This is a genomic window from Alkalispirochaeta americana, from assembly GCF_900156105.1.
Taxonomy (GTDB): domain Bacteria; phylum Spirochaetota; class Spirochaetia; order DSM-27196; family Alkalispirochaetaceae; genus Alkalispirochaeta; species Alkalispirochaeta americana.
Genome location: NZ_FTMS01000013.1, coordinates 1 through 23,082 on the forward strand (window position 1 = coordinate 1; position 23,082 = coordinate 23,082).

Annotated in this window: 20 protein-coding genes and 1 pseudogene; 3 read left to right on the forward strand and 18 right to left on the reverse strand. The window is 50.1% G+C overall.

Features of this window, described 5'->3' with window-relative positions; all coding sequences use genetic code 11:
• Positions 1-175 precede the first annotated feature (175 nt).
• The 11 genes and pseudogenes from BW950_RS10265 to BW950_RS10315 all read right to left on the reverse strand — a co-directional run.
• Positions 176-865: pseudogene (locus BW950_RS10265) on the reverse strand (IS4 family transposase); the annotation flags it as partial.
• A 149-nt stretch (positions 866-1,014) separates the two neighbouring features.
• Positions 1,015-2,364 (reverse strand): sn-glycerol-1-phosphate dehydrogenase, encoded by a 1,350-nt coding sequence (locus tag BW950_RS10270; RefSeq protein WP_200796819.1) that lies wholly within the window; start codon positions 2,362-2,364, stop codon positions 1,015-1,017.
• On the reverse strand, positions 2,364-3,944 hold the full coding sequence (locus tag BW950_RS10275) for an FGGY-family carbohydrate kinase (protein WP_076489218.1): 1,581 nt from the start codon (positions 3,942-3,944) through the stop codon (positions 2,364-2,366). Before BW950_RS10275 ends, BW950_RS10270 begins: the two co-directional genes overlap by 1 nt.
• Before the next feature lie 195 nt (positions 3,945-4,139).
• Positions 4,140-5,696, reverse strand: a complete 1,557-nt coding sequence (locus BW950_RS10280; RefSeq protein WP_076489219.1) for an FGGY-family carbohydrate kinase — start codon at positions 5,694-5,696, stop codon at positions 4,140-4,142.
• A gap of 2 nt (positions 5,697-5,698) precedes the next feature.
• A complete protein-coding gene (locus BW950_RS10285; protein ID WP_076489220.1) occupies positions 5,699-6,679 on the reverse strand; it encodes a transketolase family protein in 981 nt (326 codons plus the stop codon).
• Complete coding sequence (locus BW950_RS10290; RefSeq protein WP_076489221.1) at positions 6,667-7,506, reverse strand: transketolase; 840 nt, start codon at positions 7,504-7,506, stop codon at positions 6,667-6,669. The genes BW950_RS10285 and BW950_RS10290 overlap by 13 nt, the downstream gene beginning before the upstream one ends.
• A gap of 317 nt (positions 7,507-7,823) precedes the next feature.
• Positions 7,824-8,267 carry an RpiB/LacA/LacB family sugar-phosphate isomerase gene (locus BW950_RS10295; protein WP_076489222.1) on the reverse strand — a complete coding sequence of 148 codons (444 nt, stop codon included), beginning with the start codon at positions 8,265-8,267 and terminating at the stop codon, positions 7,824-7,826.
• 12 nt (positions 8,268-8,279) lie between these two features.
• Positions 8,280-9,074: an HAD-IIA family hydrolase gene (locus BW950_RS10300; protein ID WP_076489223.1), complete on the reverse strand. Its 795-nt coding sequence runs from the start codon at positions 9,072-9,074 to the stop codon at positions 8,280-8,282.
• Positions 9,075-9,121: 47 nt separating this feature from the next.
• Positions 9,122-10,072 carry a sugar-binding transcriptional regulator gene (locus BW950_RS10305; protein WP_076489224.1) on the reverse strand — a complete coding sequence of 317 codons (951 nt, stop codon included), beginning with the start codon at positions 10,070-10,072 and terminating at the stop codon, positions 9,122-9,124.
• 536 nt (positions 10,073-10,608) lie between these two features.
• The gene (locus tag BW950_RS10310; protein ID WP_076489225.1) at positions 10,609-11,727 is read right to left on the reverse strand and encodes an integrase core domain-containing protein; all 1,119 of its coding nucleotides are present in this window, start codon (positions 11,725-11,727) and stop codon (positions 10,609-10,611) included.
• Between the two features lie 347 nt (positions 11,728-12,074).
• Positions 12,075-12,758, reverse strand: coding sequence for a Crp/Fnr family transcriptional regulator (locus BW950_RS10315; RefSeq protein ID WP_076489306.1), 684 nt, complete (start codon positions 12,756-12,758; stop codon positions 12,075-12,077).
• Positions 12,759-12,821: 63 nt separating this feature from the next.
• On the opposite strand from BW950_RS10315, the gene BW950_RS10320 reads away from it, so the two are divergent.
• Positions 12,822-13,688, forward strand: a complete 867-nt coding sequence (locus BW950_RS10320; RefSeq protein ID WP_076489226.1) for an ATP-binding protein — start codon at positions 12,822-12,824, stop codon at positions 13,686-13,688.
• Between the two features lie 297 nt (positions 13,689-13,985).
• Here the strand turns inward: BW950_RS10320 and BW950_RS10325 are convergent, their stop codons facing one another.
• Positions 13,986-14,744 carry a substrate-binding periplasmic protein gene (locus tag BW950_RS10325; protein WP_076489227.1) on the reverse strand — a complete coding sequence of 253 codons (759 nt, stop codon included), beginning with the start codon at positions 14,742-14,744 and terminating at the stop codon, positions 13,986-13,988.
• Positions 14,745-15,025: 281 nt separating this feature from the next.
• Between BW950_RS10325 and BW950_RS10330 the strand changes: the two genes are divergently transcribed.
• Entirely contained in the window at positions 15,026-15,601 is a 576-nt protein-coding gene (locus BW950_RS10330; RefSeq protein ID WP_234969087.1) for an ATP-grasp domain-containing protein, read from the forward strand.
• Positions 15,602-15,668: 67 nt separating this feature from the next.
• Here the strand turns inward: BW950_RS10330 and BW950_RS10335 are convergent, their stop codons facing one another.
• The 5 genes from BW950_RS10335 to BW950_RS10355 form a co-directional block, all read right to left on the reverse strand.
• Entirely contained in the window at positions 15,669-16,592 is a 924-nt protein-coding gene (locus tag BW950_RS10335) for a dihydrodipicolinate synthase family protein (protein ID WP_076489228.1), read from the reverse strand.
• A gap of 77 nt (positions 16,593-16,669) precedes the next feature.
• Positions 16,670-17,959: a TRAP transporter large permease gene (locus BW950_RS10340; protein WP_076489229.1), complete on the reverse strand. Its 1,290-nt coding sequence runs from the start codon at positions 17,957-17,959 to the stop codon at positions 16,670-16,672.
• Positions 17,956-18,525, reverse strand: coding sequence for a TRAP transporter small permease (locus tag BW950_RS10345; protein WP_076489230.1), 570 nt, complete (start codon positions 18,523-18,525; stop codon positions 17,956-17,958). Before BW950_RS10345 ends, BW950_RS10340 begins: the two co-directional genes overlap by 4 nt.
• Positions 18,526-18,620: 95 nt before the next feature.
• A complete protein-coding gene (locus tag BW950_RS10350) occupies positions 18,621-19,628 on the reverse strand; it encodes a sialic acid TRAP transporter substrate-binding protein SiaP (RefSeq protein WP_076489231.1) in 1,008 nt (335 codons plus the stop codon).
• A 62-nt stretch (positions 19,629-19,690) separates the two neighbouring features.
• Positions 19,691-20,410, reverse strand: a complete 720-nt coding sequence (locus BW950_RS10355; RefSeq protein ID WP_076489232.1) for a FadR/GntR family transcriptional regulator — start codon at positions 20,408-20,410, stop codon at positions 19,691-19,693.
• Positions 20,411-20,620: 210 nt separating this feature from the next.
• Between BW950_RS10355 and BW950_RS10360 the strand changes: the two genes are divergently transcribed.
• Positions 20,621-22,186 carry a xylulokinase gene (locus BW950_RS10360; protein ID WP_076489233.1) on the forward strand — a complete coding sequence of 522 codons (1,566 nt, stop codon included), beginning with the start codon at positions 20,621-20,623 and terminating at the stop codon, positions 22,184-22,186.
• Between the two features lie 55 nt (positions 22,187-22,241).
• On the opposite strand, the gene BW950_RS10365 is transcribed toward BW950_RS10360, so the two are convergent.
• The gene (locus tag BW950_RS10365; protein ID WP_076489234.1) at positions 22,242-23,066 is read right to left on the reverse strand and encodes a GGDEF domain-containing protein; all 825 of its coding nucleotides are present in this window, start codon (positions 23,064-23,066) and stop codon (positions 22,242-22,244) included.
• Between the last annotated feature and the right edge of the window lie 16 nt (positions 23,067-23,082).

The window sequence follows — 23,082 nt, forward strand, 5'->3', positions numbered from 1 at the left end:
CGGCAGGTTTACCTCGGAATACCCGGCAGGTTTTAGCCTGGAATAGGCGGCAGGTTTACAGCGGAACAGCCGGCAGGTTTAGAGCGTAATTCCCACTTGTTACGAGTATTTTACACAAATATGTAACTGGAAACCTTAAAGACGTAAGATAATATATTGCGTCACGGCTGTCCGGTTATAACTCCTTGAATAGTAACTGTTTATCAGAACCAGGGTCGTCTGAACTGTAATCAAAATTCGTAAGTACTTGTTCTATAGGGACTTGCTCAAACGCGGTCACGCTAAGAATCTGTAAAATTGTGTAGAGACTACCGTCCAGTTTCAGCTGCTTCTTGATGATCGCCACCAGCACGTATACCGAAATTGCAATCCAGATCTGCGTTTTCACCGCGTTCATTGAGGTTCCGTAGAACGATTTAATCCGCAGGTGCTGCTTGATCCACCGGAAAAACAGCTCCACCTGCCAGCGGCTTTTGTAAAGTCTGGTAATGGTTTCTGCAGGGACGGTGAAGTTGTTCGACAGGAACGTGAAGACCTTGCCGGTTTCAGGGTCACGGTATCTGGTCCGTCTGAGTTTCTCCGGATAGTCGGCGGCGGTTCTTACGCCCGTCAGTACTATCGTCTGATCGGACAGGAGAGCATCTGATTTATCCACCGGATGAGAGTACACGCGTCGGAACTGAGTATTCACCTTCGCCCGGGTTACGAAAAACGCGGACCATTCGGTGAGTCGGTACAAGCGGGCAAAGTCGAGGTATCCCCGATCCATGATGTACCAGGACCCCGGTTCCGGGATCAGATCGTCAAGAATATTCACGTCGTGGACCTTACCGGCGGTAATTTTGATGTATGAGGGTATGCTCCCCCAACCCTCGCTTCAGCCAGCATAGGGCGCCGGCAGGTTTGTCGTCAATCTGAGGGTGTTTGTCGCCGTCTACTCCCTCCTTGGAAACGGCAAACTGCCCCGGGTCTCGTGGAGGAACTCCACACTACAAGCGACCCGGGGTCAAAACATCACGAGTCGCTTGCCCAATAGCCACCAGGAGCAAAAAGTTTCTCAACGCAGGAATCAAGCAATCCTGTCTCTACCGCGACATCAAGGACTGTATAACGGGAACGGATCATCTGCGCTCGCGAATAGCTCGCCTTAAGCTCCTCACGAGTAAGTCCTATCTCCTCCGGTGTAGTAGGACATCCTGCTACTTTGAGCATATCTCTCAGTTTGATAGCCGGCAAAAGTTGGTCAAGAAGTCGCTCGCGTAGTTTGGGCCAAACTTCAACAAGACGGTTAAGGCGAGCTGCAAGCCCTTCGCCACTAACATACTTACCGGAAAGTTGGGCCACGGCAATATCCCCAAGCAACGGGTGTGCCTGACGCGCACGATCTTCTAAATCAGCAAAGCTTGGCCACGCGCGACAGCAGGCATCAACATCAACTGCACAGAGATCACTCTCAAAAAGTTCCTCGTAAAGCGCCGCGACAGCAATCGATCCAATGCCGACCTTAAACCCATGGGAGAGAGGAGGAACCAGATTACGCCCGAGCCCCTCCATCTCCCAAAGATGGCTAAACTGGTGCTCTGAACCTGATGCAGGGCGTGATGAGGCATGGACCTGCATTGCCACGCCTGACATCAAAAGCCCTTCAACTAGCAACTCAATAGTCTTGAGATCACCTCTGGCTAGAGCCTCGGGCTGACCGATTGAAATGCGTAAAGGCTCCTGCACGAGACTCCAGGATCGATTATCAATGAGCTCAACACCAAGCGCATCAGCAACCAACCAGTCGGCACCAGCAGTAACCTTACCAAGAAGATCGGCATAACCTGAAGCAGTCATCGCCGATGGGGCCTCTGCGAGTACAGCGACGTCAGCGACAACTGCCAGGGGCGCCGGACACGGCAAGGTCTGCTTGTGCCCGTCTTTTGCCAGTGACGCGCCGTAGGCGGTGTAACCGTCCATCGACGCAGCGGTTGCTATGACCATGTACGGCCTCTCAAGCTCGAATGCCGCACGCTTAACAAGATCATTTAACGTTCCACTACCAATCACGATTGGAACCGCTGGGGTACGAGCCAACACCTCGACAATTTCTGACACACGCTCGTAGCCTGCATAGAGCGTAGGATGAGCAGGGAAACAGAGCCCCTCACAAAGATCTATCCCTGCTTTGCTCAAGCTCTTCCTTGCCACCTCACCAGCGACCGCTTCAGTATTCTCGTCAGCGATAATTTGCGCCTTAGCGCCGGGAAAGGTTGCGGCGAAGGTCTCGCCAACCTGGGTGAGAGCTCCGGATGCGAAAAAGACCGCTCTAGTATCTTTCGCATGCAAAAGAGCTTGCTTAACTTGCTTGTTCATCATCATTATCTTTCTCTCCTCACGCAGGATTCTTCTGCACTATCCCGTAAGTGTGTCGCCATGCTGTGCATTGGCGACTTTAGTTGATCATAGGTCTCTCGATAGCGGTCAAAGTAGAAGCGATAGGCCTCATGAGCCTGCATATCGGGCTCCACGGTTAGTTCAGTATGAACCATTGCGGAGGCTGCTGTCGGCAGATCGGCATGAACCCCACTACCCACAGCAGCAAGCATTGCCGACCCGAGCAATGGAGCAATGTCACCACCCTTGGTAATATGCAGTGGCTGACCGAGGACATCAGCATGCATCTGCATCCATAGGGGACTCTTCGTCGGCCCACCGGCAACCATCACCGTCGAAGGATCGTAGCCCTGAGTGCGTAAGGCATCAAACATATTCGCGGTACCGTAGCAAACTCCCTCCATAATCGCCCGGTAGAGATGAGCAGGAGTATGACTTAACGATAGCCCCCAAATGGCTCCGCGAGCATAAGGATCGCTGTGTGGAGCTCGATTGCCCTGAAAGTAATCAAGGACAACAAGTCCTTCCGAACCAATAGGGATATTTTCCGCAGCCTCGTTAAGCACCTCGTAGACATTAACTCCTCGCCGTTCTGCCTCTGCGATGTATTCTCCACAAAAACTATTTTTAAACCAGGAAAGGATTGACCCTGTCGATGCCTGGCCAGCTTCCAAGGTGTAGGTACCCGGAAGCATCGCATCGGTATATGCCCCCCATAGACCAGGGCCATGAATGGGTTTTGCTGACTGTCCAATGACGACATGGCTTGATCCAGTCACTAGTGCGATCGTGCCAGGCTCAACTACTCCAAGACCAAGCGCGCCCATATAAGCGTCGACGCCACCTTGAGCAACCGGTGTACCAGGAGCAAGGCCAAGTTCCTCTGCAACATCCCGGCGTAACTCACCAGCCACAGCAAAAATATCCCGAACGTGGGGGATGAGTTTTTCGAGAAGATCTACTGCGTCAAGCGCATTGTAGAGACTTGTCGGCCACCCCCCACTGTCACGATCATAGTAGTATTTTGCGCTGGCGACGTTGACCGAGGAGCTCCACTGTCCGGTAAGCCGGTAAATCGCCCAATCACAGCAGTCAACAATATGTGCTGATTTCGCATATATCTGAGGTTCGTGCTTTTTTATCCATAACGCCTTGGGCAGACCAAACTCTGCAGAAACCGGACCGAACCCATTATACTTCAGGGCTGGATCACCGGTATGCTCAATGCGTTTGGCCTCCTCAGTGGCACGAACATCCATCCACATAATCGCAGGCCTGAGATGCCGGCCATTCTTGTCGAGAACAACAACCGTAGAGGCGGTTGCATCGAGAGATATCCCAGCGATATCCTCTGGTGAAACCAGACTTTTGCTAACGGCTTCATTACAAGCCTCGACGAGTGCCGTCCACCAGTCATCAGGATTTTGCTCCGCGCGGCCAGGGCCAGGGTGGTGCAGAGGATAGGTACGTACCGCGATTGCCGCCGCTCCCCCCTGCTCATCAATGATCCCAACACGAACACTCTCGGTACCAAAATCGACTCCTAGTACATATTTCCCACTCATAGAAACCTCCTCTGCAATTCATGCCGGAACATGAATGAATGTAGTTAACAGGACCCAAGGCCTCAGATCAACAGAAATAGGGTTATCTTTTACAGCACATCAAGATCACAACATATCGACTTAATCCGGTCGGAAAGCTGTCTTGAATTGAGCACAGTTCAAACAAACTGTCATGCACCTTTTCCTGTTGCAATTTTAGTTTTTGCTATTGCTGTGCTCTACAGTTTTATGAACGATATCCCTCATTTGAGGCCAAGTTTCCATATACCTCTCCATGTAGAATTTGTATTCTTTGTGAGCTTCTGGGTTCGGATGGTATTCCTTATCTACACGAACCATGCTATCCGCTGCATCTGCAAATGTAGGATAAATTCCAACACCAACTGCTGCGATGATACAAGATCCAAGACATCCAGCGCTCTGGTTTTCTACTGTTGTGTACATTGGAACGCCGATTACATCTGAATGCATCTGCATCCAAAAATCAGACTGAGCCAATCCACCACACGCGTAGATTTGATTAACTTTGTATCCTGCTTTTTTCATGCTGATGATACAATGATTTGCGCCATACGCGACACCTTCATATACAGCCCGTGCCATATGAGCTGTTGTTGTAGCAATGGATAATCCCCAGAACATTCCTCTTGCTTTAGAATCTGAATAAGGAGCACGATTTCCCTGAAAATAGTCCATCATAACGAGTCCATCACTACCAATTGGAATTTTCTGTGCTTTTTCTGTCATGAGGTCATAAATGTTCATATCTCTGCTTGCAGCTTCCTGGACCCAAGAACCTGGAACTAAGTTGTTTCTAAACCACGTGAGGATGGCACCAGATGCTGTCTGGCCCCCTTCAAGAAGACTTGTTCCATCATACATACAGTTAGGATATGTACCATTTACACCATCTACGTGAAAATCTTGCTCAGAGAGACCCAGCAAACATGAGGATGTTCCACCGATTAGAGTCATACCGTTTGGTCTTACACCGCCAACACCAAACATACAGGCATTGCAATCAGCAGTTCCTTCTACAACCTGTGTCTGTACACTAAGTCCGAACATTTCTGCGGCCTCAAAACTTACACTTCCCACGATATCACCAACTTTTAGGATATTTTCAGGAAATTTCTCTACTATATCCCCTATCCCTGCAGCAGAGAATAAATCAAGAGGATATCCACCGTTTCTGTCATCATAGTTCCAGCGGAAAGCCGCGATTGACTTGCATACCGATTTCTTCCCTGTTAATTTCCAGTTGAGCCAGTCCTCAAACTCCATGATTGTTTTCGTTTTTTTCCAGTTTTCTGGTTCGTTCTTCTTCAGCCACATACATTTGGGAATCAAAGTGTCTGCACGAAAACTTGGCTTATAGAATCTAGTTGCGGCATAGTCTTCTCTTATTCGGTCAATGAATGCTGCTTCTTCTGTTGCACGAACATCCATCCAGAGCATTGGCAAACGAACCATTTCATCATTTTTATCAAGAAAAACCAATGTGTTTGTGGTTGCATCGCATGAAATGGCAACAACACTTTCTGGCCCGGTTCCAGCCTTTTTCATGCATTCTGGGATTGCTTTTGATAAAGCGCTCAACCATTCTCTATCATCCTGTTCTGCCCATCCGTTTCTAGGATAAGTTGTCCCGTAGGATTCAATGTGATAAGCTCTGCTCTGGCCACGATAATCATAAAGAGCAACTCTTACGCTACCTGTTCCCGCATCAATACCCATTAAGTATTTTTCCATTTTCAACCTCCCTGATTCATTTTTCTTTTATTTCTTGTTTGTTTCCACAAGAAATGTTTTGTCGCTTCGTAAACTCCCTTGTTACTCAACCCATATTTTTCAAGCAGTTCTGTAGCCGGTCCTGATTCACCATACACATCATCAATTCCAATTCTCTTCATTGGCACTGGCATGTTTTCTACTAGGACTTCTGCTACTGCACTTCCCAAACCACCAATAACAGAATGTTCTTCAACTGTTACTATTTTTCCAATTTCTTTCGCTACGTCGACAAGCAACTCTTTATCGATCGGCTTGATCGTACGAATATTGATGACCTTGGCAGTTACGCCATCATCTTGTAGCATCTCGGCGGCTTCCAATGCGGCGTTGACGCACAACCCTGTTGCGACGATGGCAACATCCTTCCCTTCTTTTAAGACCACACCCTTTCCAATCTCAAACTTGTAATTCGGTTTATCGTTGATCACAGGAACAGCCAAGCGCCCAAATCTTAAGTAAACAGGCCCATCAATCTCATAAGCAGCCTTTACCGCCGCTTTTGCCTCCAGATCATCGGAAGGGTTAATGATGGTCATTCCGGGAATAGCACGCATCAGACCAATGTCTTCGTTACACTGGTGAGTTGCACCGTCTTCCCCTACGGAAATTCCTGCATGTGTTGCACCGATTTTTACATTGAGATTTGGATACCCGATGGAATTTCTGATCTGTTCAAATGCTCTTCCTGCTGCAAACATGGCAAAGGTACTTGCAAATGGCACCATGCCTGTAGTCGCCATGCCTGCTGCAATTCCCATCATATTTGATTCTGCGATTCCACAGTTGATATGACGTTCAGGAAATGCTTTCTTAAAGATTCCTGTCTTAGTTGCAGTAGCAAGATCTGCATCTAGGACTACTAGATTGGTATGTTTCTGGCCTAGTTCAACAAGAGCATTCCCATAACTCTCTCTTGTCGAAATTTTTTTTAGCCCTGGCATAAAATCTTCCCCACTTCATCTAGTTCTTTTATTGCTTGTGCATACTGCTTATCATCTGGTGCAGTTCCGTGCCAGGATATTTGATCTTGCATAAAGGATATTCCTTTTCCCTTTATAGTCCTCATTATGATGACTACCGGCATCCCTTTTACTTCTCTTGCTTCTTGCATGGCATAGTTGATCTGGTCGAAATCATTACCATCTTCTAAGCAGATTGTATGAAAACCAAATGCCTTAAATTTCTCATCAATGGGATAGGGAGAACAGACATCTGTTAACCGTCCATCAATCTGAAGTCCGTTGTTATCTACGATAACCACCAAGTTATCCAGTTTTTTGTGACCTGCAAACATTGCGGCCTCCCAGACTTGGCCCTCTTGGATCTCACCATCCCCTAAAAGGGCATATACCATGTAGATTTTGTTTTTTAACTTTGCAGCGAGTGCCATGCCTACCGCTGCAGAAAATCCCTGTCCTAAAGAACCGCTTGACATGTCAACGCCTGGCGTATGTGCGATACTTGGGTGTCCCTGTAAATGCGTTCCACTCTGTCTCAGCGTTAGTAAGTCTTCAACTGGGAAATATCCTCTGTTGGCAAGTGTAGCATAGAGCCCCGGTGCAGCATGTCCTTTCGATAGTACAAACCGGTCTCTATTTGGATCCTTTGGATTCTCAGGATCTATATTCATCTCCTCAAAATAAAGGTATGTAAATATTTCTACTGACGATAATGAACCGCCGGGATGACCGGCTTTTGCGGCATAGACTCCTGCAATGATCCCTCTTCTTACTTCGTTGGCCATTTTCTGAAGTCTCAACTTGTTCACGATTTACTACCCCCTCAACTACAAAATGTAAAATTCACACCAAAAAATAACTGAGATTTACATCTATCGTCGCAAACCGCACCTCAGCAGAATTGCGCAGAATCAATTATTATTTATTTATCAAGCTAAATAATAATTTTCAACGTTTTTGAAATTATCACCCTCAATCAACATGCGGTCGCAACAATGCTTTTCTCCATTCCATTAACCGACTTTCTGAATTCATTCGCTTTTAACCATCCCATTTACAACAGCAGTAGTCTGACTTATATTTTAAAAACCTTTTTTTGGAGTAAAATGTTTTAATTTAAACAATATCACCTATAAATATTGTTTTCAAAATCAACTATTTTTTTAACTTTCAAAAAAGACCTTCCGTTTTCATCAAATTCATGAGAGAAGTATTCTTTTACCATGCATTTCGCAAGCTCAATTCCGACCACCTGAGAACCCATTGTTATGATATTTGCATTGTTAGAGAGAGCTGCTCTTTGCGCCTGATATATGTCGTGAATGCAAGCAGCATAAACACCCTTAACTTTGTTTGCTGCAATAGAAACACCTATTCCTGTACCACACACAATAATACCGCGATCAAATTCTTTCGCAGACACAGCTTCTGCCAGCCTAATTGCTGTATTTGCATAAATAGGATCATCACTACCAAAATCAACTATTTCAATGCCAAGAGTCTTTGTATACTCTATCAACTGATCCTTAAAAACCTTAGCATTGGGATCACTTCCAAAAACAACTCTCATACAACTTCTCCTCTAATATAAATATTTTCGCATTTCATCCAGCGAATCATATATGCAGCTAGGATTTGTATCAGACAACCCTACCGTTTTCATGGTAGATTCACCGGTTAATACCAAAAATCCTCTTGAACCATTATTTACGCCACATGCAACATCAGTATATAATCTATCTCCAACAAAAGATATTTCTTCTCTCTTGTATCCAGTGGTATCTAATATGCAATCCATTACTTCTTTAGATGGTTTTCCAAGATATTTTGGTTCAATTCCTGTAGATTCTGTAATTAAACTGCATATCGCACCACAGTCGGGCATGAATCCATTTTCTGTTGGGCAGTTAGTATCAACATGAGTCGCAAGAAAAGGAATACCATTCCTGACATAAGAACATATTTTATCAATCTTTTCATATGTCATCTCAGTGTCAAAACTTTGAACCACTACGTCAGGATCGCTATCTACAAGTTTTATTCCTTTTTCTAACCAGTTGTCTCTTAAAAGAGCCGTGCCGTTTAAGTATATTTTTTTACCGGAATAGTTTTTTATTATGTAACTCAAACAAACGTCACCTGATGTTAAAATCTTGCTTTTATCTACTTCTAGACCAAGAAGACGAAGTTTTTCAGCGTAAAATGACGGAACTTTTGAAGAATTGTTTGTGAAAAATATGTAATCTTTTTCATCCGAGGCTTCTAAATCACGAATGAAGTCAACTGCACCTTCAATGACCTGATTTCCTAGATATACGGTGCCATCCATATCCAGGACAAACATTCTCACTCCTTTTAGCGCATCTTCTTTCTTCATCACAACCCTACCCTCTCTTCCCAAAAATAAAAACGAAATTTTGAGTCCTATTTATTTTCAATCAACACTCTGGCACAATCAAAATCTGTAATTAAAACATTTATATATCTTCCCTTAACTGCTCCCTTAATTGCTCGAAATTTCTCAATACCTCCCGCTACACCGATAGATATGGGAACTCTACGAAGCTTTGAAAGAACCAGTCCCATTACATGGTTGTCATTTCTATAAGCAGATGTGTATCCATCAATATTATAAAATTGCATACATATCTCTCCAGCAACATTTTTATTTTTTAATATTTCTATCTCATTATCCTTGAAATAACCTGTCTTCGTGATGGAAGAATTATCATTAGGATATCCAATGCCAACGATTGCAAGCTCTACTTTTTCTGCATATTTCATCGCTTTCGCTATGCTTTCTTCTCGCATCAGATCATCTCGTACCAATTCACTGGAAATTCGTGCCGGAGCCTGCAATGGAATGAATTTGCTCTTATACTTTCTTGACAAACGTTCTGCGAGACTATTCGAATGTAATTCCATCCGAAGTCGCCCCATGCCACCAATTAGTGGAACAAAAATAACATTCTCTGCCTTTTGCTCCGTGATATGGTCTACAACACTATATAAGGTAGATCCCATGGAAATACCAACAATGCTATTGTCCGTAATCTGATACTCCAGATACCTGGCTGCCGCTTTGCCCAATTTATCTTTCATCTCTTCTTCTGTTTGGCAAGAATCTACGACCACGACATCCTTGAATTTGTATATGCTTTTTAATTGATTTTCTATTTCCCAATGTTTTACGAGCTCTAGATTTGACACCTGAATCTTGACAATTTTCTTTTCTCTAGAAGAACCCAAAAGCCGTGAGACAGTCGGTCTTGAAATATGAAGCATGGCGGCAATCTGTTGTTGCCCAATATTCTGGTTGTAATACAGATCACACACTTTAATCATCAATCGCACGTCGTCTATCAGTTTCTTCATGTCTTCTCTTTCTTTTTTTAACTATAACATTGCTATACGAATTGTCAACATTTCTTTTTCTTTTTTTCATTAAATCAGGAAAATTCTGGCTTTATTGCTTTTTATGTCTCTTTATTTTTACATTTGTATCTTTAGTCTGCTTTAAAAATTAGAACCGTATTGAGTTGAAAAAGAGAAGGAGTATCTGCGGGCACTTCTCCAGGGGGTGCCGCGGGTATCTACAGCGTGACGGCTACAAGGTATACCAGACCCTTAAGGCAGATTTATCGTTTCCAGCTGGGCATGACGATACTGAAGGATCGTCTGTAGACGTTTTTTACCCCGCAAAACCGGAAAATACAGTTCTTCCAAAATGTTTCCAGCGGATTGCCTAGGATATTTTCTTCCACGTCACGGCTTGTCTCGGAGGTATACAAAACGTCCGCACCCCCGATTCAGCGGAATATCCATCGAGGGTAATGTCAGCAGGTCGTCGGTAGCGATCTCCTTTGAGAAGGGTGGTGTACTGAGATTGAAGTGACTGAGCATCTCCCGGGTCATTGTCCACCCCCGGCAAAGGATCGCGAGGCGGAAAGCCCGGCCAGCACGTTGGGATGCTCCACAGAGGAACTCTCCTCAAAGACTTCCGGGTCAACCTCGCTACGGGTTACTCGGGTATTGTCGTAGGTATTCACGATCCGGCACTCTCCGAAGTCTTTCCCGTCATGGGTGATATGGATTCGCCGTAGCGAACGATGCGGATCGAAGCGGCACTTCACCTTCCTCCCGATCAGAATCGAGGGGACTTCGTAGAGGGTTCCTGCTATTGTAATCGTGCTGTCCCGGTGCACCTTCCGGTATTCCTCGTGGAAAAAGATCGTCTCCAGATCCACCGTTGGATCGATCGTGCGGATGTGCTGTGCCTTTTCAAGCCACGCCTCAAGGGGTGTTTTCCCGTTCAATCCCCGGTGGGGGTTACGGTGATACTCACTCTCAAGCCAGGTATGAAAGCGGGCGTTGAGATCCGCAAGGCTTTTCAACGAGTCGGTATCCATGGGGCGGAGAAACGAATCCCGCACAGTGCGAAAATACCGTTCTATTTTTCCTCGCCCCTGAGGTCGTCCCGGTTTTGAATGCACCAGAAGCACCTGGAGGCTGTCCAGAATCCGTTTGGTCTGGCTGGAGATGAAGGTGGCTCCGTTATCAACGTAAACCCGGCCGATTCGGCCGTGTGTTGAGAGGATATGCCGGAGTCCCTGTTCAAAGATCATCGATCGCTCGGTGAATGAGAACTCGCTGTATACGATTCGTCGTGTGGCGTCGTCGATGAAAGCCAGAAGGATCGCTTTCTCCCGCTTTCCAGTATCATTCGCTACCAAGGGCCCGTGCATGCAGTCTGCCTGTACACATTCCAAGGGGGCGAAGAACTCGAACTTGAGGCTCTTTTCCCGCACCGCTTCCTGGAGACGCTCATTCCGGCTCATCCCCGCGGCAACAACGATCCGGGAGAGCGAGGAGGAAGAAATCCGCGTGGAAATTCTTCGTTCCTCCAGAAGCTTCCGGTACACCGCTCCGGCGGTCAGTTTTGGATACTGTGCAAGCTCTTCAAGAAAAGCTGTCTGCTCTTCCGCACTCAACACACGACTGATTCCCTGGTCGGCGCGGATCTTGGGCATCAATCCCTCTCTGCCGTATTTTCTGTAGGTGGAAACGGCAAACTAAACTAACCAGCGCGGGGAAAACAGGATTGACCACAATAGGGGTTGCCGTTTCCACTGTGCTTCCGGCTATCGTGGTCGTGGTCGCAGACCTAACGATGACATCGCAATCATTCGGGCATTTATGGCCAAATCGTTTTTCCAGATTGGACGAGGGGTTGCTGTTTCCATCCCCAGAGAGGGAAAAAGGAAGTGGTCCCTGGCTAATGCCAAGTACCCGTGTCAACAACGGGTACGTTGTAGCCGGAGTGGTCAATGCTATTTGCCAATACAGTGGTTAAAAGGGGTTGTCGTTTCCAGATCATTCAATCCGCTTCCAGAATTGCCTCCAGCTCCGACGGGGATACCCGGAAGTGCCCCTTGCCCAGTCGCGTCACACTCCCCTCATCTACCATCTGCCCGAGGCAACGCGAGAGGGCCGGGCGGGTAACCCCAAAGAGATCGGCCAGTGTCTCCATCGTGTAGTTGAGCCGGATATCGTCGCCCCCCTGGCGCCGGGCCAGCTCCAGAAAATGACCGGCGATTTTCTGTCGCATCGATGAAAACTGCACAAGCCTGATCTTCTCGGCCAGAAAGAGAATTTTTTCGCCACCTTCACGCAAAAAATTTTCCAGCACCCCGGGGTACGATGCCAGCATCAAAAGCGCTTCGGAGCGGGGCAAAGAAAGAATCCCCGTCTCCTCGAGAACGCGCAATTGCACCGGGAAACGCGGATCAGCGGTGAACAGAACCGGCCCCGCGAGCATAGCCCCCTGGGTCAGCCTTTCCATAATCAGAACTCCCCTGGGAGCGATCACCTCGGCAGCGATCGTCCCCCGGGCGATCAGCAAGAGCTTCTCGATCGGATCCCCCATGGTCGCCAGATACTGCCCGGGCAGGTAGCTCGAGAGGGTCCACCGATACTCCCTGGCCAGGCGGGTTCGATCCTCCGAGTTAAGACCGTGAAAGAGAGGTGCATTCTTCCAGAAAAGGTCAGGAATCCTGTCCATAATTCGCTCCCACTGTATCACAGGTTACGGACCGCAGGCGATGGCCCGCTGTATCCTCTCACCATGATGCGAGAAATTATTGAAATCGACGAGGACCTCTGTGTTGGTTGCGGCAACTGTGTCCCCAATTGTCACCAGGGCGCCCTGCAAATTATCGACGGAAAAGCACGCCTGATATCGGACCTGATGTGCGAGGGGATCGGCGCCTGTGTGGGTCACTGTCCCACAGGGGCCATGACCATCGAGAAACGGGAGGCCGAACCCTACGACGAGGAAAAGGTAATGGACAAGATCACCGCAGGCGGCCCCAGGGTGATCAGGGCTCACCTTGAACACCTTCGGCAACACAACCAGAAGGAGTACCTCGAACAGGCCGAAGCCTATCTGGAAAAGAGGGGAATTCCGAACCCTCTTGCAAATCAGCCCCAGGAGCTTCATGGTCACGGCGGCGGCTGCCCCGGGTCGGCAGCTCGCATGTTGCGAAGGGCTCCAGGAAACGAACATCCGGGACCGGTCGCGCCAGCAGGCCAATCCGCTCCCGCCCAATCAGGCGAACTTCGTCAGTGGCCAGTTCAGCTGCATCTGCTGAACCCGGCAGCGCCCTATCTTCAGGGGGCAGATCTCCTGGTTGCAGCGGATTGTACAGCCTATGCGGCAGGGAACTTTCACAGGGATTTTCTCAAAGGAAAGGCTCTGGCAATAGCCTGTCCCAAGCTCGACCAGGGACAGCAGATCTATCTGGAGAAGCTCGTCCGGATGATCGACGAATCGAGGATCAACACATTGACTGTACTCATTATGGAGGTTCCCTGTTGCAGCGGACTTCTCGCGCTCGCACGGACAGCAGCGGGCCAGGCTGAGCGGCGGGTTCCCGTCAAGGCGATCATTCTTTCCCTGGAAGGAGAGATTCAATCGGAAGAATGGATTTGATCGGCTCTGCGTGTTTGAGGTTCTGGAGCAGAAGGCGAGTGATCCCGTCGCAGGAGGGCACATATCCATCCTGCGCACGAGAGAATCCATATTATGCTCCCGGCGAGAGCAAACCGATCACCCGTACGAAGTGCGGAGACCACGAACATTAAACCGGAAAGGCTGAAACCGAGCAAACCGTTGATATCTACATTGTGCTTTATCCGCATCGCCCCACAATGTACCTCAATCCCGAAGCCCGTCTCAACCGGGTAATATGTCCAGAACCCGATGGAAAGGATTCCGATCTCTCAGGGGTCAGAATCCATGGCTCTCCAGAATTCGCTCGAGCGTTCCGTCTGCAGTAATGAGCCGGAGCCCCTCGTTGAAATCGTCCAGCTTGGCCCGGTACTCTGCGGCCCGCCTGGACACAACCAGATGTTGCGCCTCGTACTCCAGGACCGGATACATCGCCTCCAGTTCGTCCTGGTAGTCAGGGAAATTCCTGGTGATCAGATACTGTGCCACGACCCTGTCTATCACGATCAGATCCACCCGCCGGTGATAGACCTTGCGAATATTCAGCTCATCCGTTGCGGCGTCTTCTGTTCGCAGATAGGGGGCCCGGGCAAAGCTCAGGGGCTTTGCATAGCCCTGGTGGGTCCCGATGCGATACCCTCGCAGATCTTCAAGACTATCAAACGCAACCGGATTGTCTCGCCGTTTGAAAAAGACCAGTTCGTTTGGAAGCAGAGGGTCCGAAAAGGCAAACCACTGCTCCCGATCTTTCCGGTGCCACAGGGCAAACATCCCGTCAAAGGAACCCTTTCTGGTCATCTCCCAACTGCGGGACCAGGGCATGAAGCTGACCTCCACCTCGTAGCCAACCCGCGAATAGGCCGCAACAACAATCTCCGTGATAACGCCCTGGTTATCCAGGAACTCTCCAAAATACGGTGGATATTCAGCACTCGCCAACCGGATCTGCCGGTGCTCGGCGTGGCCCTGCACCGGGAAGGGCAGAAAGAGAACAAACCAGAGCAGTGTCGCTGTGAGAAGTCTGTCCACGCGGTCCATGGGGCAATTATAAGCGTTCGCGCAATTTTATTCTAATCAACCCTGTTTTGAGATCCGGGCTGTTCTCACCGCCCCTGGCGCGGGGTACCCGAAGGAACCCCCGCTGTACCTCTCGTATACTGCTTGTTCCCGGCACCGCCTATTTTGCGCTGGCCGTCATCCGTCATCTGGAACGGCTGGGAGTGCCGACGTTCAACTCGGCCCACAGCATTGAGACCGTCAAGGACAAGCTGTATACACAACAGATTCTGGCCGAGAACAACATTCCGGTACCGTGAACGATGCTCGTGAAGTTCCCGATCGACGAGCGACTGGTAGAAAAACATATCGGCTATCCTGCAGTAATCAAGACGCTCTCGGGATCGCAAGGCAAGGGCGTATTCCTCGCGCAGGACCGCAAATCCTGTTCTGATCTGTTTCAGTTGATCGAGGTTACCAACTCCAAGGTCAATATGATCATCCAGGAGTTCATCCAGACAAGTTATGGACGGGACCTGAGAGTTTTCACCATCGGAGGGCGCGCCGTGGCGTGTATGGAGCGCTACACCAACGGAGAGGCCTTTAAGGCAAACTATTCCAGCGGAGGCATGGTCCGCGAATACCCCATGACACCGGAGATCGAATGGCTCGCCGTGGAGGCATCACGGATTCTTGGCCTGGAGATCGCCGGGGTCGATCTCCTCTTCGATGAAGGACATTTCAAGATTTGCGAGGTAAACAGCTCACCCGGCTTTGACGGGCTGGAGAAGGCCTGCACCGTGGATATCGCCAAGGAGGTCTTCCACTACCTGCAGATACGGCTGGGGATGTTTCCCGAACAGCGCGCGGAAAGCGCCACGGCAGATCACACTCCCTAGACAGGCGCTGCTCCCTCCCCGGACCCTGCCATCCCGGGGGGAGAGGAGGTGCGGGCATCTCCCGCTGTTATGACGGCAAACCCAATTCGTGCCGGAGGGCGCTCTCCATCCTGATCAGACTGTTGATCTCACGAATCCCGTTCTCATTAAGAACAGCAGCAGAATCCAGCGCCCGGGAACAGGTTTCCATGGGGACCCCCGTGATGTTGAAATGGTGTTTGGCACTCACCGGGTACGCTCGCGCCTCGATGATGGCCGAAACGGTGAGAAAATCACTGACCTTGCGCGCCAGGCCGGGTTCCTTCCTGAAATTATCGTACAACCACTTATAGAGATCGATATGGAAGTTCCCCATTACTCCGTTGTACCCATCCGCCCCGGCGATCAGTGAATCGAGCAACGTTGCCGTATTGGCATTCAACAAAGCCAGACTGCTGCCTGCCACGGCCTGTATCCTCTCCTGAAGAATCTCCCCGGAACAGCTCACATCCTTCAGAAAAACCAGTTTCCCCGCATGGGCGGCGTCGCGCAGAAAGGCCGTGTCCAAGAGGCGTAATTTGGGATAGGGACATTCGTACATTCCCAGGGGCACACCCCTGGTGGCTGCAAAAATTGCCTCCGCTCGCTCCTGAAAAAGCTCTTCCGGTTGATCAGGATCTGCCAAGCGATTGCTTACAAGGACAACCGCATCAACTCCCGTCTCGGCCATCGCCATAATTTGATCTATCTGTTCGGAAGGATCCTCTGCAGTATGCCCCGAGGCGACAACCTTCACTCGTCCCCCCGCCAGCGATACAACAGCTTTGGCAAGCTCCTGTTTCTCGTCCTCGGTAAGAAAGAACATCTCGCTCGATTGACAGACAGCGAAGATACCATCACAGCCACGCTGAATATACCACTCCACCAGTCTTTCCACTGCGGGGTAATCGATTCGATTATCCTCCGTAAAGGGAGTTATCATCGTCGGCCAGCAACCCTTGAATTTTTTCACAGAGATTCTCCTCTAAGAACGTTAAAATCAGTCTGCACAAAAATGCGAATATTATGATGATTTCCAGAATATTCCGCTTACATCATTCCGAATCTTCTTGGCAGAAAAAGCACAACATCTGGAATATAGGTAATTATCAAGAGCACCCCTATCATAGCGAGCACTGGAAAAAGAATCTCACGCATCACTTCTTTCAGCGAAGTATTCGATATTGACGATGTGATAAATAAAAGCATGCCAAAGGGTGGAGTGGACAAACCGACCATCATGTTAAAAGTCACAACCAGTCCAAAGTGTATCAAATCGATTCCCAGAGCGCGTGCCACGGGAATGAGAATAGGAACAAAAATCAACTGGATTGTCGATGTATCGATAACCATTCCCAAAAGCAGGATCACTCCGTTGACCAGAAGAAGAAAGACCCAGGGGCTATTTGATATAGAGAGGATCCAGGTGCCCAGGGAAGCTGCAATTTGTTCCCTTGCAACAATGTACGAGATGACCGCTGCAGCTCCTATCATGATACTGGTCGCGCCAATATCGCGGATCGAGTTCTTCATGATCTGCCAGAGATCACTCCATCCGAGGGCTCGATAGACACCCACCGAGACGATCAGTGCATACAGCCCCGCGATTGCACCCGCTTCGGTGGGCGTCATCACTCCCGTGTAGATCCCTGCAAGGAGAATGACAGGCGTGAGCAATGCGGGCAGGGCCTGCAACGTCAGCGCGAGAAAGAGATGAAGCCCCAGCCACTTCCCTCGCGGATAGCTCCTGACGGCGGCGATAATCGAGATGTAAACCATCAGGAAAACCGTGAGCAATAGAGCCGGGATCATCCCCCCCAGAAAGAGGGCCCCCACGGAGGTTCCCGAGAGCATTGCATAGATAACAAGAGGAATGCTGGGCGGAAAAATCGGCCCGATCGTGGCGGAGGCAGCTGTGATAGCACAGGAGAAGGGTGGATCAAACCCTGCGTCGTTCATTGCCTCTATCTCGATCTTTCCCAATCCCGCTGCATCGGCAATGGCGGAACCTGTCATACCGGCAAAAATGAGCGATGCCAGGACATTCACGTGCCCCAGGGCTCCCCGCATCCCTCCACAGAGGGCATCGGCAAAGCGGAAGATCATCGCCGTAATTTTTCCGGAGTTCATCACATTTGCCGTAAAGATAAAGAGAGGAACCGCAATAATGACAAAGTTTGTGAAATAGGTATTCACTACCTGGTTTGCGACCATGCCGAGATCTGCACCCCGGAGGATAAAATATCCGACTGAAGAAACCAGCATACCCAGAGCGATCGGCATGCGCAAAAAGAAAATCAGGACAAACAATACAAGGGCAGCAAAAACTGGCAAACTCATCGAAAAATCTCCGTCGCGTCGATATTCTGGGAAGCTTCCACAGACTCTCGAATAATTTCTGATACCGCATGATCGGAACTATCTTCGATATCACCCCGCATAACACGTATGTCCTCGTACAGTTCGGGCACGATGTAGCAGATAGAAGAAATCAATAAATATAAAAAGGGGAGAAAAGCAACGGTGTATGATACCCTGAATACAGCTGTACGTTGAAATCCTACAAAGAGAGCGTATTTAAACGATGGCACAATTAACAAAAACAGGGCGGACGCAATAAGAGCGTTTCCGGCAAACCGCAGGAGAGCCGCCACCCGGGGGGGAGCCATGTCATACACCATGGTAAACTTTACATGTCCTTTTTCCCTCATGGTGTAACTGGCACCAAAGATCACAACCCAGACAAAGCTGAGAACAATTACTTCCTGAGTCCAGGTCAGGGGTGAACGCAGGACATATCGAAAAAAAACCTGCAAGAGAAAAGTACCGAACATGACAAAAAATGCCCCAATCGGTACGTATATCTCAAAGAAATTTGTTATGAGCCGCAAGGCGTTCTTCAGCATTCTATTAACTCTTCTTCCTCTTCCAAAAACACAACCGGCAGGGACCTTCCCGTATCTCGGAAAGATTCCTGCCGAAATCAACAACCTCGGTAGATTTATCGATCTACAGCCTGGACCCGCTCAAAGAGATCCATATCCCAGGATCTGGAAAAGGGAGATTCCAAATACTGCTCCAGTACATGAGAGCGGAAGGCATCGATATCAGCCTCGTAGACCTTCATTCCCGCACTTCTGAAGTACTCGATCAACTCTGCTTCTGCCTTGATGTTAGTTGCATCGCAATGTGCAATTCCGGCACGAACGCCCTCCAGGATCCACTCCCTTTGCTGATCATTCAAGGACTGCCATTTGGCTTCATTGATTGCAGGCCACACACTGTCAACGACATGATTGGTAAGACTGATAGAGCGGGTAACTTCATAGAACATCGCATTTCGCGTTGTGGGCAGCGGGTTATCCTGACCATCCACCGTCCGGGTCTGCAGCGCCATGTAGAGCTCGGAAAAAGAGATCGGCGTCGGGTTTGCACCCAGGGCACGGCCCAGAAACAACCAGGCATCGGAGTTGGGCATCCGGAGATTCACTCCTCGCAAGTCAGCAGGAGTTTTCACAGGGCGATCCTCAACAAGGTTGATCTGCCGTGTTCCGAGATACTGTGCTCCCAGGGGACGAATTCCCTGCTCCCGGGCGATCCGGTCAAAGGCTTCCTGTCCTACTTCCCCATTCAGAACTTCCGACATGTGGCCGTAACTGCCAAACATGTATCCCGCAGTAAACATGGAAACCCAGGGAGAACCATCGGTCAACCAGGGGGCCGCAATTGCCGTCATATCGGCCTGCCCTGATCGCACAGCCGAAAGCTCCTGTTCCTGGCGGAAGAGGGAAGCAGAATCGTAGGCCAGAATCTTAATCGTTCCTCCTGACAGCTCCTCCACAGTCTCCTTGAAGACATACATGGCCTGAGTGTGTGCATCTCCGGGAACTGCTGTCATTGTGTAGATGATCTCGATCGGCTTCTCCGACGAGGATTCACCACTTCCACCCGCAAAGACAGAAAAAGATACAAACGAGAGAGCGAGCACCGCAACAAAATAGTTTTTCAAAACAACCTCCCCAATTCTGGTAATTATCGTTATAAAATAACGGTTTGATTCTGATTTATCGCTTACTTATCTGGATTTTCAATTGAATCGTATATAGTTACATTTTCGTGAGAAGCGCGGAGATGATCGCTTATCGCACTTTCTGCTTTATCGGGATCCCCTGATTCAATGGCATTAACAACCAAATTGTGATGTTTCAGGCAATCTTCTATCCCGCCTCGCAACAACACGCCTTTACTCATATACTCGCGGGTCAGGGTGGTCATCACCTCAACGAACATTTCGAGAAGAATGTTTTTACCCGCCCGAGCGATTGCAATATGGAAAGACGAGTCGTATTCGACCCTCTCGTCCACAGAAAGACTTCGATCCTCCATGCGAGCAACTATCTCTCGCAACCGCGCGACTTCTTCGGCAGTGATGTGAACCGCAGCAAGACGGCAAGCAGCCACTTCCAGGATATGTCGCAGTTCGTGGAGATCCTCGTTATCAACTTCATCGATCTCAATGATTCGCTGGAGGGCACTCGAAACTGTCTCCAGTTTTGGTTTTGTGATATAGGACCCACCCCCGTTGCGAAGGTCAATCAGACCCCGCTCCTTGAGAATCTTCAGCCCCTCCCTGACCACAGTGCGGCTCACCTGAAAGCGCTTGGCCAGCTCCTGCTCCGACGGCAATTTCCGGATCAGCTCTGAGTCCTTCGCGATGATTGCCCGTTCCAGGCTATCCGCGATTTGCTCATACAGGTTCGTCCTCTTTATTTCATAGTTTGTCTCGACCACCACATCTCCTCAAAATACCCGGAAAAATCTGTTTACCTGTCCACCTGTCATACAGATTATAGTCACATGGCTTTTCTGATCCGTCAACATGTTTCTTCGCAAATTGCCCTGTACCTGCTTCTCCCTTCCCGTGATATCATTCTGCGGGGTTCCTCCGGAGGAACTGACCCGATCATACCGGGGAACCGGTCATAGCAAGGAGAAAACACGATGAACAAACAAGAGCTGGTTCTTGGCATAGAGCTCGGATCAACACGAATAAAGACAGTCCTGATCGATTCGGACTGGAAACCCGTCGCATCGGGCTCCTATACCTGGCAGGATTCCCAGGTCGATGGATTCTGGTCCTACCCATTGGACGATGCCTGGCAGGGTTTAAAAACCTCCGTGCAGACCCTCCTGGGGAACTACGCCAAGTGCTGCCCCGATAAAACCCCACGCATCGCTGCGGCCGGCATAAGCGGCATGATGCACGGCTATTTACCCCTCGACGCCCGGGACAATCTTCTGGCCCCCTTCCGCACCTGGCGCAATAACAGGACCCAAAAGGCCTCGCAGGAACTGAGCGAAATCTTTCAGTTTCCCATCCCGCAGCGCTGGAGCATCGCCCACCTCTACGAGGCCATACTCAACAAGGAATCCCATGTTCCTCACCTCGCCCGCCTCACCACTCTGGCAGGATACATTCACTACAAGCTCACGGGACGGTTTGCCCTGGGGATCAACGAAGCATCCGGCATGTTCCCCGTGGACCCCGAGACGATGACCTACAATACAACATACGTGAACCTCTTCGACTCGCTGCTCGAAAAGGCGAATGTTCCCTTCCGACTCCTGGACATACTCCCCGAGGTTCTTCCCCACGGTACAGAAGCAGGACGACTTCTGGATAGCGTCGCTCCTGACCTTGATCCTACGGGGACCGTTTCTGCGGAAACGCCCCTTTGCCCCCCCGAAGGTGATGCGGGCACAGGAATGATCGCCACGAACAGCATCCGCCCACGAACTGCGAATGTCTCTGCCGGAACCTCGGCCTTTGCCATGGTGGTCCTCGAACAACCCCTTTCGGGGCATCACGAGGCGATCGATGTTTTTCTCACACCCGATGGCAAGAGCGTAGCCATGGCTCACTCGAACAACTGCACCTCCGATCTCAACGACTGGATCTCCCTCCTCACCGAAACTTCCTGCGCCCTTGGCGCTCCGGCCTCCACGAACGACAGCTTCTCAACGCTTCTACCCCTGGCCCTTCAGGGGGATTCCGATGCAGGAGGGCTCACGGTGATTCCCTACCGGTCAGGCGAGCACCTGACGGGGTTCACAGACGGTCTCCCCCTGTTTCTCCGCTCACCCGGCGCACGCTTCTCCGCAGCAAACCTCATGCGGGCACACCTGTTCTCGGCTCTTACTGCCATGCGCATCGGCCTTGACGTTCTGCGCGATCGAGAGGGGGCTGCTCTGGAACGAATTACCGGTCATGGGGGGTTCTTCACCACCCCGGTGGTAGGACAGAGGATTGCTGCTGCAGTTATCGGATGCGATTGTTCGGTCATGGAGACCGCAGGAGAGGGCGGTTCCTGGGGGATGGCGCTGCTCGCAGCTTTTCTGAAAGACCGTGGCGGGAATCTTCCTGACTACCTGGATAGAGTTTTCGCCGGAGCATCGATACAGACTGTCTCGCCCACACCGGAAGATCTGGAGGGGTTCGCAAAGTATTACAGTCGATACAAAGCAGCCCTCGCCTCCGAGCGAAGTGCTGTTGACGCCCTGACCTGATATCTTCCAGGTGCGGTGGGGGTATCCCGAAGGAACCCCCGCCGTACCGTCTGGGTCATGTCCTCTCCGGGGCGGTCTCGACACGGTTGCGCCCGCGCTGTTTTGCCAGATACAGGGCCTGATCCGCCTCGGTATAAACCCGGTGGAAGAGGTCCTCGTCGCTCACGCCGTCCTGAACACGCAGCGGGGCCACACCAAAGCTCGCCGTCACCGGGGAAACAGCCTCCCCCCCGGGAACAGGACAGTCCATGATCGCACAGCGGATCTTCTCCGCAACCTGGATCGCCCCCTCCGGGTTTGTGTCGGGCAGGAGGAGCGCAAACTCCTCTCCTCCGAACCTCCCGGCGTGATCGGTGCTCCGCAGCTGTTCCTGGATCACCCGGGAGACCCCCACGAGAACAGCGTCTCCCCCAGGGTGTCCGCAGGTATCGTTGATATTCTTGAAGTAGTCCAGATCCAGGATAACCAGGAAGGCCGGCTCTCCCGTCCGCCTCGTCCGGGCAAGTTCGTTCTGAACAAGGGTATTAAAGCGCAACCGGTTATTCAGACCAGTCAAGGAATCCTGACCGGCAAGTTCTTCAAGCCGCCGAGCCTGCTCGTTTATTTGCTTGCTCGCCCCCCGAACGATCAGGATGACCACCGCAGAAAAGAATATTGTGAGAACACCACCAGCCAGGAGGCTGTTGAGAACCGTGGCCCGGGCCCGGGCCGCCACAACCTCCCCTGTCTTCTCCAGCACCAGGTAGGTGTTCCACTCGTCGGAATGGCTCGCCCAGATCAGGGGACCACCCACCCCTCGGGGCTCCAGAACCATATAGTCTTTTCCGACCTGGTTCCGGGAAAGAAGCTCTCTTACGGGGATTCCCCAGACATCGTCCATATTTGTTCCGGACCGG

Excerpts from the sequence above, each read along its gene's own strand:
- BW950_RS10275 (WP_076489218.1), bottom strand. The coding sequence starts at position 3,944 with ATGAGTGGGAAATATGTACTAGGAGTCGATTTTGGTACCGAGAGTGTT.
- BW950_RS10310 (WP_076489225.1), bottom strand. The coding sequence starts at position 11,727 with ATGCCCAAGATCCGCGCCGACCAGGGAATCAGTCGTGTGTTGAGTGCG.
- BW950_RS10280 (WP_076489219.1), bottom strand. The coding sequence starts at position 5,696 with ATGGAAAAATACTTAATGGGTATTGATGCGGGAACAGGTAGCGTAAGA.
- BW950_RS10340 (WP_076489229.1), bottom strand. The coding sequence starts at position 17,959 with ATGAGTTTGCCAGTTTTTGCTGCCCTTGTATTGTTTGTCCTGATTTTC.
- BW950_RS10300 (WP_076489223.1), bottom strand. The coding sequence starts at position 9,074 with ATGAAGAAAGAAGATGCGCTAAAAGGAGTGAGAATGTTTGTCCTGGAT.
- BW950_RS10325 (WP_076489227.1), bottom strand. The coding sequence starts at position 14,744 with ATGGACCGCGTGGACAGACTTCTCACAGCGACACTGCTCTGGTTTGTT.
- BW950_RS10360 (WP_076489233.1), top strand. The coding sequence starts at position 20,621 with ATGAACAAACAAGAGCTGGTTCTTGGCATAGAGCTCGGATCAACACGA.
- BW950_RS10305 (WP_076489224.1), bottom strand. The coding sequence starts at position 10,072 with ATGAAGAAACTGATAGACGACGTGCGATTGATGATTAAAGTGTGTGAT.
- BW950_RS10345 (WP_076489230.1), bottom strand. The coding sequence starts at position 18,525 with ATGCTGAAGAACGCCTTGCGGCTCATAACAAATTTCTTTGAGATATAC.
- BW950_RS10320 (WP_076489226.1), top strand. The coding sequence starts at position 12,822 with ATGATGCGAGAAATTATTGAAATCGACGAGGACCTCTGTGTTGGTTGC.
- BW950_RS10330 (WP_234969087.1), top strand. The coding sequence starts at position 15,026 with ATGCTCGTGAAGTTCCCGATCGACGAGCGACTGGTAGAAAAACATATC.
- BW950_RS10285 (WP_076489220.1), bottom strand. The coding sequence starts at position 6,679 with ATGCCAGGGCTAAAAAAAATTTCGACAAGAGAGAGTTATGGGAATGCT.
- BW950_RS10365 (WP_076489234.1), bottom strand. The coding sequence starts at position 23,066 with ATGGACGATGTCTGGGGAATCCCCGTAAGAGAGCTTCTTTCCCGGAAC.
- BW950_RS10270 (WP_200796819.1), bottom strand. The coding sequence starts at position 2,364 with ATGATGATGAACAAGCAAGTTAAGCAAGCTCTTTTGCATGCGAAAGAT.
- BW950_RS10315 (WP_076489306.1), bottom strand. The coding sequence starts at position 12,758 with ATGGACAGGATTCCTGACCTTTTCTGGAAGAATGCACCTCTCTTTCAC.
- BW950_RS10295 (WP_076489222.1), bottom strand. The coding sequence starts at position 8,267 with ATGAGAGTTGTTTTTGGAAGTGATCCCAATGCTAAGGTTTTTAAGGAT.